The sequence below is a fragment of the Rheinheimera salexigens genome (assembly GCF_001752395.1).
Lineage (GTDB): Bacteria > Pseudomonadota > Gammaproteobacteria > Enterobacterales > Alteromonadaceae > Alishewanella > Alishewanella salexigens.
Map to the genome: position 1 here is coordinate 2935798 of NZ_MKEK01000001.1, position 14005 is coordinate 2949802.

Annotated in this window: 13 protein-coding genes; 2 read left to right on the plus strand and 11 right to left on the minus strand. The window is 43.8% G+C overall.

All coding sequences use genetic code 11. The features are described from left to right. The first annotated feature begins 55 nt into the window (after nucleotides 1-55). Nucleotides 56-3718: a hybrid sensor histidine kinase/response regulator gene (locus tag BI198_RS13475; RefSeq protein WP_158007094.1), complete on the plus strand. Its 3663-nt coding sequence runs from the start codon at nucleotides 56-58 to the stop codon at nucleotides 3716-3718. Between the two features lie 218 nt (nucleotides 3719-3936). Here the strand turns inward: BI198_RS13475 and BI198_RS16380 are convergent, their stop codons facing one another. The 4 genes from BI198_RS16380 to BI198_RS13490 form a co-directional block, all read right to left on the minus strand. After that, nucleotides 3937-4071 (minus strand): hypothetical protein, encoded by a 135-nt coding sequence (locus BI198_RS16380; RefSeq protein WP_268793910.1) that lies wholly within the window; start codon nucleotides 4069-4071, stop codon nucleotides 3937-3939. Between the two features lie 64 nt (nucleotides 4072-4135). Further along, nucleotides 4136-5347, minus strand: a complete 1212-nt coding sequence (locus BI198_RS13480) for a hypothetical protein (RefSeq protein WP_070050019.1) — start codon at nucleotides 5345-5347, stop codon at nucleotides 4136-4138. Between the two features lie 362 nt (nucleotides 5348-5709). Beyond that, nucleotides 5710-7545, minus strand: a complete 1836-nt coding sequence (locus BI198_RS13485; protein WP_070050020.1) for an SLC13 family permease — start codon at nucleotides 7543-7545, stop codon at nucleotides 5710-5712. A gap of 379 nt (nucleotides 7546-7924) precedes the next feature. Then, entirely contained in the window at nucleotides 7925-8269 is a 345-nt protein-coding gene (locus BI198_RS13490; protein WP_070050021.1) for a hypothetical protein, read from the minus strand. Between the two features lie 323 nt (nucleotides 8270-8592). Between BI198_RS13490 and BI198_RS13495 the strand changes: the two genes are divergently transcribed. Next, complete coding sequence (locus BI198_RS13495) at nucleotides 8593-9261, plus strand: ankyrin repeat domain-containing protein (RefSeq protein WP_201243505.1); 669 nt, start codon at nucleotides 8593-8595, stop codon at nucleotides 9259-9261. 84 nt (nucleotides 9262-9345) lie between these two features. Here the strand turns inward: BI198_RS13495 and BI198_RS16150 are convergent, their stop codons facing one another. The 7 genes from BI198_RS16150 to BI198_RS13520 all read right to left on the minus strand — a co-directional run bounded on the left by BI198_RS16150 (nucleotide 9346) and on the right by BI198_RS13520 (nucleotide 13706). Continuing rightward, complete coding sequence (locus BI198_RS16150) at nucleotides 9346-9516, minus strand: hypothetical protein (protein WP_201243507.1); 171 nt, start codon at nucleotides 9514-9516, stop codon at nucleotides 9346-9348. A 12-nt stretch (nucleotides 9517-9528) separates the two neighbouring features. Next, on the minus strand, nucleotides 9529-10062 hold the full coding sequence (locus BI198_RS13500) for an MAPEG family protein (protein ID WP_070050023.1): 534 nt from the start codon (nucleotides 10060-10062) through the stop codon (nucleotides 9529-9531). Nucleotides 10063-10127: 65 nt separating this feature from the next. After that, nucleotides 10128-11366 (minus strand): Vgb family protein, encoded by a 1239-nt coding sequence (locus tag BI198_RS13505; protein WP_070050024.1) that lies wholly within the window; start codon nucleotides 11364-11366, stop codon nucleotides 10128-10130. Between the two features lie 179 nt (nucleotides 11367-11545). Beyond that, on the minus strand, nucleotides 11546-11734 hold the full coding sequence (locus BI198_RS16275; protein ID WP_235605338.1) for a hypothetical protein: 189 nt from the start codon (nucleotides 11732-11734) through the stop codon (nucleotides 11546-11548). Nucleotides 11735-11811: 77 nt separating this feature from the next. Further along, a complete protein-coding gene (locus tag BI198_RS16535; protein ID WP_449421107.1) occupies nucleotides 11812-11985 on the minus strand; it encodes a GFA family protein in 174 nt (57 codons plus the stop codon). A 314-nt stretch (nucleotides 11986-12299) separates the two neighbouring features. Next, entirely contained in the window at nucleotides 12300-12941 is a 642-nt protein-coding gene (locus BI198_RS13515) for a hypothetical protein (RefSeq protein WP_074467422.1), read from the minus strand. Between the two features lie 45 nt (nucleotides 12942-12986). Beyond that, a complete protein-coding gene (locus BI198_RS13520; protein ID WP_070050026.1) occupies nucleotides 12987-13706 on the minus strand; it encodes an RNA polymerase sigma factor in 720 nt (239 codons plus the stop codon). Nucleotides 13707-14005 lie beyond the last annotated feature (299 nt).

The following is a 14005-nucleotide window of genomic DNA, read 5'->3' on the forward strand; positions in this document are numbered from 1 at the left end:
CTAAGCTTTCAAGCTTAAGTCCGTTTGCACTATGCTACAAAGGAGTGTCAGCATAGTGAAATTTAGATCTTGTATAACACGATGGCTAACCGTGTATTTGTTGCTATTAGTGAGCGTGCTAAATTTAGCCAATTCGGCTGAATTAGCTGGCGCACCGTTACTGTCGAATTTTAAGCCTAAAGATTACAATGGTGGCACCCAAAACTGGGCCATAGCGCAAGATCAACATGGTTTACTCTATGTTGGTAACAATGTCGGTGTTATGCAGTACGATGGCGCACAATGGCGCATGATCCAAACCGGTAATAAATCTGTAGCTCGCTCTTTAGCCTTAGCTGTTGATGGCAATATTTATGTCGGCGCTAAAGGTGACATTGGCTATCTAGATCAGCAAAACGATAGCCGCTATGTGTCTTTAATTGATCGCATACCTGCCGAATATCGTGATTTTCAAGATGTCCGCCAAACCTTTGCCGCCGCAGAAGGTGTGTACTTTGTTAGCCGTAATTATATCTTTCGTGTTAGCTATGACCATGCCACAGATAATCAGGTAAAAGTATGGCGTACTAACAGCCGGTTTCTTAAAGCTTTTTGGTTAGATGACCGATTAATCGTGCGTGAGCAAGACACAGGCTTAGTGGAGTTAGTTAATAATAACTTTCAATTAGTAGCCGGCAGTGAGCGTTTTGCTAGCACCAGTGTTTATGTATTGCTGCGCTATGACGACACTCGGCTACTGGTTGGCAGCCGCACTAAAGGTTTATATTTAATGGATGCTAATGGCAGTCAGCCATGGCAAACCGATATCAACTCCGTGTTAATGACCGACGTTTTATATACCGGCTATTCATTAAATAGTGGTGATTTTGTGTTAGGCACTAGCCAAAGTGGTGCTTATATACTTACCCCTGAGGGCAAGTTAAAACATCATCTAGATAAATCTGTTGGTGTGGTTGATCAAAACGTAAGAGCCATTTATCAAGACCATCAACAAGGACTCTGGTTAGCTTTAGACCATGGCTTAAGCCGCATTGATTTATCATCGGCAATTTCATATTTTGATGATAACAATGGCCTACGTGGCAATGTTTTAGCCCTGCATAAGCATAATAATGTACTTTATGTCGGTACCAGCTTAGGTTTATTTTATCAAGATAACGGTAAACACTTTACGCTTATTTCTGCCATACAAAAGCAAACTTGGGACTTTATGGAGTTCGGCCCACTCTTACTGGTTGCCAATAGCCGGGGCGTATATAGCTTAGTTCAGCAGCAGCTGCAATTAATTCGCCCCTCAGAGCAGGCCAGTAAAACCCTATATCAATCAAAAGCCAACCCAGATCGCTTATATATTGGTTTACAAGATGGTCTTGCTAGCATGCGCTATGACAACGGCAATTGGCATGATGAAGGTCAAGTCCCCGGTGTCAAAGGCAATATAAATAGTATTTTAGAATTAGATAATGGCGAGCTGTGGTTAGGCTCGTTAGCGCATGGTGTGTATCAATTAATTATTCCGCAACAATGGCAAGGCGGTAATTCTGTGCCCTTAGCGTTGAAGCGTTTTGCTAAAACCGCTGGCTTACCTAGTGCCAACCGTAATGCTGTTTCAGTATTTAACCAACAACTGCTTATTGCCACTGTTGCCGGCTTTTACCGCTTCGATCGAATAAAAGAGCAGTTTTATTTAGACCAAAAATTGGCTGCTGCTTTTAGCCAACCCCAACCTTGGGTGCGTTTACCCCAAGAAGATATCGCCGGTAATTTATGGCTATTAACGTGGGATAACACTGACGGCAGTCGCCGTGCTGGTGCTTTATTGGCCGACAATTCTGGGCAGTATCGTTGGCAGGCCGCAGCCCTAGAGCCTTTAAGAGATATACCCTTTGATACCTTAATGATTGATCAAGCCAATACTATATGGTTTGGTGGCGCCGAAGGTGTGTTTCGCTTTGCCAGTGAAGAGCACCAAACCATTACTACTAAAGCCCCACTAATACGCCAGCTGCGTCAAATTGGCGATGCTAATGTGCTCTTTTCAGGTACTGCTATGTCTACACAACAAGAATTGGCCTTAGCCCCCAACGTTAATAGTTTACGTTTTGTTTATGCTAGCCCTAATTACAGCCATCTATTTACGCCACAGTTTCAAGTTAAATTAGAAGGTTATGATAAAGACTGGTCTGAATTCAGCACTGAGCTGTATCGTGACTATACTAATTTGCCCAGTGGCGATTACCAATTTATGCTGCGCAGTCGAGATAACCAAAATGAACTGTATTTATCCCAGCCATTACAATTTAGTATTACTAAAGCGTGGTATTTAACTAGTTATGCCTTATTCAGTTACTTGCTGCTATTTGCTTTAAGCCTGTACTTAATACTTAAAGGCTATTATTACTCACTGCAAAAAGATAAAGAAAAACTAACTCTGCAAATACAGCAACACAGTGCCGACATGCAGCTCACCATGAAAGAACTCCAACAAGCAAAACTACATGCTGAAGCAGCTTCTGTAGCCAAGGGTGAGTTTCTGGCTAATATGAGCCATGAATTACGCACCCCGCTAAATGCTGTACTTGGCTTCGCTGAACTCGCCCAAGAATGTAATGATCCTATTAAGCGCAATAGCTATCTGCAAAAAATTCAAGCCTCAGGCAAAGTTTTACTCAGTGTGATTAGTGACATTTTAGATTTTTCAAAAGTAGAAGCGGATAAGCTACAACTAGAGAGTCTGCCTTTTTCGCTGGTCGACACGGTTGAGCAAGTCAGCGATATCTTTAGTAATCAGCTACAACATAAACCGCTTAAATTCAGCAAACATATTGATAGCAACATACCTACATTAGTCGCAGGCGATGCTTTACGCTTAAGCCAAATATTAATTAACTTGCTAAGTAACGCTATAAAGTTTACTGAACGCGGCGAAATAACCTTAAGCATCACGCAAAGCCAACAACAGCATAGCGGGCAAACATTAATTAACTTTAGCGTAGCAGACACCGGTATTGGTATTGCGCTTGAACAGCAAAAAGATTTGTTTACCGCTTTTAATCAAGCAGATAGCTCTATCAGCCGTAAGTATGGCGGTACCGGTTTAGGCTTAGCCATTAGTCACCGTTTAGTGAAATTAATGGGCGGAAACTTACAGTTAAGTAGTCAGAAAGGCGTCGGTAGTCGTTTTTATTTTAGCTTGCTGTTTAATCAGGTGCCGCCACAAGCAGCGGGTTCTAATTTTACAGCCACAATAGCTGCAACCGGTTCAGCAACCAGTAAATCAAGTGAAGCCACTGCTGTTACTTTAGCAAACCAGTCAACAACAGCGCAGCAAGAGCCCAAAAGACTTACCCCAGCGCAACACACCGTATTGTTAGTAGAAGATAATTACTTTAACCAAGTGTTAGTACAAATTGTGTTACAAAAATTAGGCTATCAAATATTAACGGCTAATAACGGTGAGCAAGCACTAACTATGGCCCAACAGCAACCAGTCTCGTTAGTATTAATGGATATAGAAATGCCCGGCTTAAACGGCTACGAAACAACCGAGCAATTACGTCAGCTAGCCAATTACGCCAACACACCCATTATTGCCATGACTGCCCACTGCAGTGAAGACATTATAAAGCAATGTTACAGCAGCAATATGGATGACGTGCTAAGCAAACCGTTTAGTCACGCCGAATTAATGCAAAAGCTTGAGCGGTGGTTAAGTTAACGGTTAACGAAATATTGCTAATATTGTTGGTGGTGCCTATTGCTACAATAAAAACGCCATGTCCTAATGGACATGGCGTTTTAAAAATTTATTGCTGCACTTTAACAGCCAGTAGCAATCAGTTTAAATTTGCTGAGTCGCATAGCTAGCTTAATTTAAGCCACTTAATACTTACTATGCTGACCAAATATACTGACTAAGAATACTGACTCTTAAAGTTAGACTCTGCCGGTTAAAAAGAGTATCAGCACAATAAGTAGTATTAACCCACCTATGCCGCCAATAACGACGTTCTGCACTACAGCGCCGGCGATTAATAGTAATAATACCAATCCAACTAGACCTAATCTCATAATATATTCCTCGTTACTGTTAATACTATTTTTAGGAATCTAACAGTTATACTCATTCATCACGTTACCGCTGCACTGCATACACACGACGCACCGCTCCAGCACCTAAGTGACCACCAATTAATCCAGCTAACATACCTAAAGCCGCAGCAATAAACGCTGACCATAATACAGCTTGCGTATAAGTGCCCACCGCTTCGGTTGCTTGGTTTAACTTGGCTTTAGCTTTATCAATAAATTGTTTAGCTTCTTTTTCTGCACCGTCAACAATTGCTTGAATATCCTGTTCAGACAAACTGGTATTAACTGCAAGCACATCTTTAGCCATTTCTGGTTGCCCCATGATTAAATATTGGCCAGCTTCCAGCATGGTTTCCTGATCTAACTGTTGCAACGCGCGATTAACTTCTTGTGTTGATACTTCTGAGCCAGCCATATTAGCGATAGATTGACTCATCGCATTTCTAGCGTCATTAAATTGTTCATCTAGCCATTGTTCGGCTTGTATCGCACCATCAGATTTACTCCAGCTTTGTACTTTTTGCTCGGCTCCATTGATAATCGAATCAATTTCAGCATCTGATAAGTTGCTACGTTGCGCTAACTCAGTACGGGCTTTATCTGTATCACCAGCAATTAATGCACTGGTGATAACACCGGTGTCTTCAGCATTTAAAGATTCTATTGCCGAGCGTACTTCGCCTTGATCTGGGCTATTGGCACCGCTGCCGGTATTGCTGATTATATTAGATGCTTGGCGTTTAATAATTGCCGCGATACTGGTCGCTACTGATTCGGGTAAACCGCTATTTACGTCAGCACCTGAGGCTTTGGCTATGACGGTGGTACTCACCTTATTGGCTGAACCCATAGCGCCACTGATGGCATTTACTACACCACCGACGCCAGCTGCACCCAATAAGATAATAAGCACTGTACCCACTGACCAAACAGTCAGACCATGCAAGGCGCCAATACGATCATCAGCAGTTCCTGACATTTTGGCAGCAAGAAGCCCACCAGCGAAGGTAGCAATAAGCGTGCTTAGCAATATCCAAATTATGGAACCTATACCTAAACCGTCTCCCATGGCTGATAAGTCGGTAGCATCTGCAATACCTACTCCAATTGCAGAGCCAAGTAACAGCATCAGCCAACTAATGGCAATAAATAAGCTGACACCGGCCAATACCGCTCCCCAACTTATACGATGCCCCACGGGAACGTTAAAAGTAGCCCCAGCTACGGTAGATGAATTGTGTGTATCTATAACCATGATGATCTCCTGGATTAAATAGACGGCCGCTGCCTTAACTCAATCAGCTACCGTAGCGTTAGGTGATTAACATTTAATGCAGAAAGTGTTTCGCAAGATTTAAGCCAAGCTTAATGTTAGGTATGTTTTAGTGATCGCGCTTAGTAGCCACTTTAGGTCGGCCCTAAGTAAACTCCGGTTTCTGTTGAAGTTAACTTTTATTTAATTATGGTTAGTCACATTTTTTTGACTGTATTTAAGCGCGCACATGCTATACCAAGAAGACATAACAGCAACATAAATCTGTAACGGTTACCGATTGGATCGTAAGATTTACAAGGTGTTATTTAGAACAATAATAATATACTGCTGCCTGCAATTGATTAACTCAGTTTGTATAAAAAGGGTAATAAAAAAGATAACCCCAACCAGACAATAAAGGTTAATGGCACACCCACTCGCACAAAGTCCATAAAGGTATAACCACCCGCATTCATTACTAACAGGTTGGTTTTATAAGCCATAGGCGTGGCATAGCTCATATTGGCGCCGAACAGCACCGCGATAACAAAAGGTTCCGGATCCAGCTGCAGTTGCTGCGCAATGCTAATAGCAATAGGAGTACCAATAACGGCTGCCGCATTGTTAGAAACGATATTGGTTAAAATAGCCATTAATAGCATTAGCCCAGAAAGAATAACCGGCGCTGAAGCTCCGCTGGTTACCGCAACAAACACCTGCGCCAAATATTCAGCACCGCCAGTTTGTAACATGGCCGAGCCCAACGCTAAACTCGCGACTACAATCATAATTACCCTAGTGCTTAAAGCCATAGAAGCATGGCGCCAAGATAAGCAGCGGGTTAATAACATGATTAATACCCCACACACCGCACTAATAGCAATAGTGGCTAGACCAAAGGCAGCAACGATAACAATGCCGGCCATAATAAATAATGCGGTAAGCGCCTTGTCGGTATACGGCAAGTCAGCGGTTGCATCCAGCACCAGTAAATCACCGGCTCGTTTTATTTCTGCTATTTTTTCATCCTGCCCCTGCACCAACAAAATGTCACCGGTACGCATCCGCACTTGCTCTATTTTTGAACGCAAGGTTTCTAGTGTGCTACCTTTGCGCGATATCGCCAGTACCAATAACTGATATCTATCGTCAAAGTTAATTTGCCGCAGAGTCATGCCTTGTAACGGCGAGCCTTGCACCACGATAATTTCAGCGATTTGTTGACCTGCACCCGACAATGGATGTTCTTCATCGACAGCAGTGTCTCCCACATATAATGTCGCCCCCAGCGCTCGTTCAAATTCTTTAAGGTTATCCGGCGTATCGTTGACTAATAATCGATCGCCAGCATGAATATGAGTATCGGGCAGTGGCATTAAAAAGGTGCCACTACCACGCATGATCCGCTTAACTTCCATTATGCCACCGGTGGCTGCAAATAATTCTGATAGGGTTTTATCAACCGCAAAGCCCTCATCCAGAATAACCAATTGAGCCGAAAATATTCTGGGCGAGGTATCAGTCAGTGTCGCTTGTCTGGGCGGTAACAGCAGTGGCGCGATTAACCACAGATAAAGAATAGCCAGTGAGGCAACGATGGCCGCAGGGATAAAAAAATCAAACATCTGTATTCGTGGTAATCCCATATCCGCAGCCACAGACACCACTAACAAGTTAGTCGAAGTACCAATAGTTGTACTCATACCACCCACTAGCGTCGCAAACCCCATGGGCATTAATACTCTTGTAGACGATGTACCCGTTCGTAACGACACACTAATCAGGATGGGTAACAGCAGAATAACGATGGGAACGTTATTAATAAAGGCACTAAGAAAGGCGCCGATAATAAGTGTCAGCAACATACTCAGTTTTGGGCTGTGTTGCCACAAACGAGCCAAATTTCGCCCCACCGGCTCAAGTGCACCCGTACGCACCAAACCATGACCCGCGATCATCAGCGCACACACCGCGATCAATGCCTCATGACCAAAACCGTTGAAAAACGCCACTGCCTCAAGCGGCTCACCCTCTGGCGTAATATAAGGAAATGCCGTAAAGCCACAGGTAAGTAATACCAATATAATTAGACTAGAGGTTTCAATAGCCATTTTTTCGCGGCTAAACAACACCAGCGCAAGTACAACTAATCCCAGCACAGCTAAGGTATGCGGTTCAGGCATAGGTGGATAATTCATTGGTTATACTCGCCTGTAGTTACATTTCAATTAGATTAACCTGTAATTAAAGAAGCTTGCAGTTAGCCTTGCCTGTAATGAAAACAACCTGAAACATTAGGCATTTCCCACTCAGTTTTAACCGCTATAAAATAGTACCAACAGCAAATAAATTCCGCGGGAACAAACAAATAATAGAACTGACCTAGCAAAATGTCAGGCCGTTTTAAGAAAAAACGGCACAAAACCAATAAATTAAACGTAGGTAAGTTAAAGCTGGCTAGTCGCTACCTTTAATTACAGCTGCTACTCTCGTTTGGTGACTTCAATTTTGATAAATTCTGGTAAATTTGGACCTTGCTAAAAACTAAACTGTGCCTAATTGTGAGCATTGTTCTGTCTATTTAACTCTAACCAACCTTACATGTATCAGATCATTTCCTTGCAACAGTGTATTTTTATCGATAATTTTCCAAGCTTCTTCAAATTCTTCGTTTTTGAATACCAGATAACTTTCCTTGCCTGATTTACGCACAAATACCTTGTCGTATTCAGAACGCGCACCTTCATCTTCCATGTAATCTGCACCGATTATAATGTTATGGTCTCCCATATTACCTATATATGCATTTACCGGCTCATTAGATGACCCCATAATAGCTACGTACTCCCCCTCATAGCCATGACCACAGCCCAACATAAAGCTTATCACTGCCACCATTAGGCTATATTTTAACACCTTCATATATGTCTCCATTTTTAAGTTGATACCTAACTCTGTGCACTTGTTTTCGGATAGGCAACTGCGCTCTTGCCCTAATATGGCGCCGCTAATTAACTAGTTTGCATATTGTTAACAAAACTTGCAGCCATTTACCATCTATACTTGAAAAAAGATTAATTTTATCAAGGTAACAGTATGGTTTAACAATAGTTAACCCCTAACCCTATACCTCAAGTTAAGAGGCTTTGTAATAGATGTGTCTGCTGAAGTTTGATTAACATATGCTATAAAGGTACAATTTTTGAATGTACTAATGGCCTATCTTATATAGAGAAATAATGTGGATGAAACGTATATTTATTGCCGCTATTTTAGGCGCAGCCTTATTTATGTCGATGGCTCTGCTCAGTAATGTTGGCCCAATGGAGCGCCAGTTGCATGACGCCGCTGCAACGGGTGATAGCCGTCAAATAGCAGTGCTACTTAGCCAAGGGGCTAATATCGACGCCCGCAATGCTTTAATGCGCACACCGCTAATGCTTGCCACACGTGCTAATCATATCGAGGCCGCCAAGTTGCTAATTAACGCCGGTGCAGACGTTAATGCCAAAGATGCGATTCAAGATAGCCCTTATCTATACGCTGGTGCGCGCGGGCACCTCGAAATTCTGCAAATGACACTTAACAACGGGGCTGATTTAGCTAGCACCAACCGCTATGGCGGCACGGCTATTATTCCGGCGGCAGAGAGAGGGCATGTTGAAACAGTGCGCACACTTATCCAAGCTGGTACTGACATTGATCAAATTAATTACTTGGGTTGGACCGCTTTACTAGAAGCGATTATTCTCGCAGATGGCGGGCCTCGTCACATTGCTATTGTTCAGCTGCTGCTAGACGCAGGTGCCAACGTCAACTTGGCAGACAAAGACGGTATTACACCGCTACAACATGCGCGCCAGAGAGGTTATACTGAAATGGTTAACATTTTGGAAAAAGCGGGGGCTAAATAAGCCGCGCCATTGTTAACAACAGCTAATAATAGCGCAGTACCTATTTGTTTATGTTGATAAACCATTGCCCTTCTCCTTGAACAGCTAGTCTTTTTTATCTATGGTTACCTCAATAGATTTACTATCACCTGCAAACCACTTCTGCACATACAAAGTACCCACGATAGGCGCGGTTCCTTCATCTGGCATCTCTTTATAACGCACACTGTTTTTGGTTTCTTTTTCGTATACAAACTTAACTACTTTTTTGGTCATTAGCTATTCTCTCTATAAGATAAGCCGCATCACTACAGCGACACAGCTGTAACCTAGCCCGGCAACTGCGGGCAATATGCTCATAGCAAAGCCGGGAGCCCGCCATAACGGATTATGTTTATAAGCTAACCAAAATATAATACGGCCGATAAAAAAGATAGCAGAATAGATTGGTAATAAACTTAGATAGTTAAAGGGAAGCAGCACAGATAACGCTAATGTCGTTAAGGCGAAAAGAACAACTTGTTCATGAGTATTAGATAACACCCTCAGGTTAACGGCCATGGCGTTTGAATTAGCCACAACTAGTAGTGGATTATCGGATGGGTTACCAAAGCGTTGCAAGCCGACTCTAACAATAGTGACTAAAAAGAATGCTGTGGGAAATACTAGGCAGGCTATGGCAAGCTTAATTCTGTGCAGCAACTCAACTTCATGGCTAAATTTAGGGCTAACTATATACAGCAGAACAAATAAAAATAACGTCGCGATAACACCAATAACCATGCCAGTTTTCACGACTTTGTTATTCTCTACTTGAGTCATTAATGACGCTCCGCCGACTATAACGCCGTTATATATTTTAGCTGGCTTTCGTGCCAGCAGCTCAGCTATTGTTCGTCCGATATAGTCACCAAGATAATTCTATTGGTGCTGCCTTGATGAATAAGCAAATTACCCTCAGCGGTTGGCCGCATATGCCTGACAATACCGGCATAAATACCCCCTGATGGAATAGGCCAGCTTTGAAATTGTTCGGTCTTGGGGTCTAACCGAACGAGGGTATCCGGTCGCATGCCTGATTCGTTGTACCAGATAATGTCATCAATAACCGCAATGGCGTAAGGGTGAGATTGTGTTCCACTTGGCGATGGCCACTCTTTGCTCTTTCCAGTGACCGGGTTAAACTGGCCCAAGCGGCCTTGACTAGAATTGACATACCACACCATGCCATCACTGCTGAAATCTAGTCGCCTAATCTTGGTTTTTACATCAGGCAGTTTATATTCCTGCACTGCCATCGTCGTTGCATCTACTTTAACCAAGCAGTTGCTACCATTACAGGCCACCCACGGATTATCATTGCCATCAATTTTAATGCCATATGGCCGAGAATTTGCCGTCGGCATTGATATAAGCTTGATCTCGCCAGTTGCTGGCGATAGCCGCCCTACCTGATTACTGTGCTGTAAGGTAAACCACATCCGGCCATGGCGATCAAAGATGGCGCTATGCGGATCTTTCGCAGCAGGATCCGGCATCGCATACTCCGTAATCTTGCCTGTTTCGGGTGCAAAGCGGCCTACAGTGCCATTTTTATTGCCGGTGTACCAAATGTTACCTGTACCATCCACAGTAACCGTATGCGGCATCGCGCCTGCTGGCAAAGCAAATTCTTCCATCTCGCCGGTCTTAGGATCAATTCGACCTATGACATTAGCCCATTGCCCCGCCCACCAAATGCTACCATCCGCGGCCTGAATAGGATCCCGCGCTCTTTGGCCAAGAGTAGGAACAAGCCATTCTTTGAAGTTGATAACACTATTGCCCGCGACTAGAGTTGGGCTTAGTTGATTGTGCGCTGGGAAATGCTCGGCTAAATAACTAATAATTAATGCTTGCGATGGATGTTCTGACAAATCAATCATGCTACTGATCAACTCTTGCCAGCCTGCACGGCTATAGCCAGAGCTCTGGTTGATTCTATTACTTTGATGACAACTGCTACATAGTTGTTGCACCAAAGGTTTAGCCTCACCTTCTGGCAAGCTGTTGGCATGTGCTGCTGAAGTGGCCGCTAAGCCAAAGCCCAATGGCAACAGTATTGCCGTAAAAAATAAGACTTTCATCAAATTGCTCCCAATATGTAAAGCAGTGACCTCTGGTTAATTTAGAACAATAGCAGCGAATAACAACAGCTGAAACTAATAACATCTGGATCTGCCTCTTAAGGTTTCTCCAGATGTTAAGACTAGATCTTTGTTTAGAGTTTGTTGAGCCCCTTTTAGTCGGGGATAAAGCGGTTCGCTTAAGCGGGTTCAGGCCAAGCGAATTCAGGGCGTAGGCCTTCATAAACCGGACGACCGTCAGATGGCTTTGGGTAGCCTTTTGTTGTGTCGTAAAATGCGTGATAAGTGGGCTCGGGAAACTCTGCTACTTTGTAACCCATGACGTTTGGCACTGCGACGCGAATGCGTTTTTGTTTGTCATCAAGCATCAGGGCGGAACCACAATCGGCACAGGTGCAAAGCTCCAGCGGTCCGCTTGGGTTATCCTTATTGAATGGCTGACGGTTCATTTTTCGGGATGATCAACCGTGAGATCGGAGTGCTTAAAAAAGGCCACATGCGTGCTCTGCTGGCCTGTCACACCCTTGCATACATTGCAGTGACAAACGTGGTTATCAATCGGTTCTGCCTGGGCTTTAATACGAACATGTTCGCAGCCACCTATATAGGAACTGGTCATAATTTCTTTCCTTGTGGGCAATCCGGCTGGATCGCAACTTCAGTGAAAATAAATAACGACAGAAGCCTTAATGTCGGCCTCCGCCGATGACAGTTGCACTTAACATTATTCACACCGGCAAAGCCGGTACAAGTTGTTGCAAGCCAGTGATGCTATTGGTGTGGATGGATGTCTTTCGCTTAATAAGTGTAGTAGATACATATTGTGTGGCAAGCGATGAGTATATGTATACGCAGATAGGTTGCCTTAACTCTCCACAGTAGTGTTGAATAACCAGGCAACCCTTAACTTGTTAATGCAGCTAAACACCATTTTTAATGAAGCTTAGCTAATTTTACCTGTTTCATTCCCAGTGCTTGGGCTACGTCATACATCGCTTGGTTAAGTATTTTATGGGTGATCTTATCCTCCTCATAACTGGCATGGCTATTAATATCTATCATTACCTGATTATGCAGTTGGTTAGAAAGCGCTTTATCAAACAGGTAACCACTCCAAAAAGTACCATCCGGCGTCGTGCCCGCCTGGACTAGCGTTTTTGCTAACTCTGCCCCCGAAAGCTCAGCTGGCTCAGGCATAATCACACCCGCTTCAGCAGCGCGCTTAAGACCAAAGCCAATAGCCGCATCCATACCGCCAAGAAAGGTATTTACTTCATCTTCGCCATATTGCTTGGTCAGCTTAGCGACTTCAGCATTCACGGTTTCTTCTCCGAGCATGGCAACCAAGGCGCTAGCAAAACTAAAGTTATCAGCACCACCACCGGCTTTAACCAATGCACCGGTAACGGCCAATGCCGGTTCACCGGTGTAGATAGCACCGCCAAACATATTTATGCCAGTCTGCTGTTGTTGCATATCCATAGCATGCTCGGTATCAGCAGCTAACACTGGCCCGGCAGAAAACGCAGCCATAGTCGCTATAGTCGCTGCCAGTATCATTAGTGTCGTTTTCATCATCATTCTCCTTTGGTTGTTATAAAGGGCGGAATAAAGGTCAGTTCAAACTGGCTTGATCATTCCGCAACGAATAAGTTCTGTCATTACCAGAGCGGTAACCGCATCGCAGCGTTTACCCGCAAACTCAAATGTATCAGATGCTTGGTTTTCTACCCGCTGCACCAGATCTTTGCGCAACATGTCGCGTGCCCGCGATAAACGTTTTTTAACCACGTCCTCACTAAGCTGCAAGCAAAAAGCGCAATCAATCACCGACATCCCCTCTACCGCACGTAGCATAAATACACTGCGATACGTATCTGGTAAGCGCCGAATAGCCGCTTCTAGCAAATGCTTTATTTCTTGCTGGCTAACCGCCCCTTCCGGCGTATGTTGATCGGCGAAATCGGTCATATTCTGCTCCCCGTCTAATTGGCGGCGATGCAAAATAGTGACGTTGTCATCCAACGACACTTCCGGGCGCTGACGGCGTTTAATACTAATTGCTTGGTTAACCACAATACGGGTCAGCCAGGTTTTAAGTGACGCGCAGCCCCGAAAACCATCCATGTTTTTAAATGCACTTAAATACGCTTCCTGCACCGCTTCTTGTGCCCTATCGTCATCATCCAGCACCCCTCTTGCGGCACGAAACAACGCCCGATTATGCCGACGCACTATCAACTCAAAAACCGCGCCATCGCCCAAGCGCGCTCGCGCTAGTAAATTAATATCAGTTAACTCGGTCAGTGGTATCGCTGCTTCGGCTTTTGAATTAGTCATACAGAGAGTCTCCATCCCGGTATTGCTGCTCATACACTATTAGACGCAGCCAATTAAAATCGGTGACATTTATTTTAAAAATGTGCCAGCTTTTATATACGCTGAATATTAGCGCACTAATTAATTATTGCAGGCTGCTTGACGGTAAGAGGCGAAAATACAAGGCTTTAGAACAGATTGACGGCTATAAATTCAGATAATCACTTCAAATGTAACCCATAAAAACAGGGCTTTTCTGGGGCGTTTTTTTCAAATGATGGCAAGGGGGAATCAACTAAACGGTTATATCAGGAACAAGC

Bases quoted from the DNA above. Each gene is read 5' to 3' on its own strand.
- BI198_RS13505 (WP_070050024.1), bottom strand. From the start codon at position 11,366: ATGAAAGTCTTATTTTTTACGGCAATACTGTTGCCATTGGGCTTTGGC.
- BI198_RS16150 (WP_201243507.1), bottom strand. From the start codon at position 9,516: ATGACCAAAAAAGTAGTTAAGTTTGTATACGAAAAAGAAACCAAAAAC.
- BI198_RS13485 (WP_070050020.1), bottom strand. From the start codon at position 7,545: ATGAATTATCCACCTATGCCTGAACCGCATACCTTAGCTGTGCTGGGA.
- BI198_RS16380 (WP_268793910.1), bottom strand. From the start codon at position 4,071: ATGAGATTAGGTCTAGTTGGATTGGTATTATTACTATTAATCGCCGGC.
- BI198_RS16275 (WP_235605338.1), bottom strand. From the start codon at position 11,734: ATGCTTGATGACAAACAAAAACGCATTCGCGTCGCAGTGCCAAACGTC.
- BI198_RS16535 (WP_449421107.1), bottom strand. From the start codon at position 11,985: ATGACCAGTTCCTATATAGGTGGCTGCGAACATGTTCGTATTAAAGCC.
- BI198_RS13480 (WP_070050019.1), bottom strand. From the start codon at position 5,347: ATGGTTATAGATACACACAATTCATCTACCGTAGCTGGGGCTACTTTT.
- BI198_RS13515 (WP_074467422.1), bottom strand. From the start codon at position 12,941: ATGAAAACGACACTAATGATACTGGCAGCGACTATAGCGACTATGGCT.
- BI198_RS13490 (WP_070050021.1), bottom strand. From the start codon at position 8,269: ATGAAGGTGTTAAAATATAGCCTAATGGTGGCAGTGATAAGCTTTATG.
- BI198_RS13520 (WP_070050026.1), bottom strand. From the start codon at position 13,706: ATGACTAATTCAAAAGCCGAAGCAGCGATACCACTGACCGAGTTAACT.
- BI198_RS13495 (WP_201243505.1), top strand. From the start codon at position 8,593: ATGAAACGTATATTTATTGCCGCTATTTTAGGCGCAGCCTTATTTATG.
- BI198_RS13500 (WP_070050023.1), bottom strand. From the start codon at position 10,062: ATGACTCAAGTAGAGAATAACAAAGTCGTGAAAACTGGCATGGTTATT.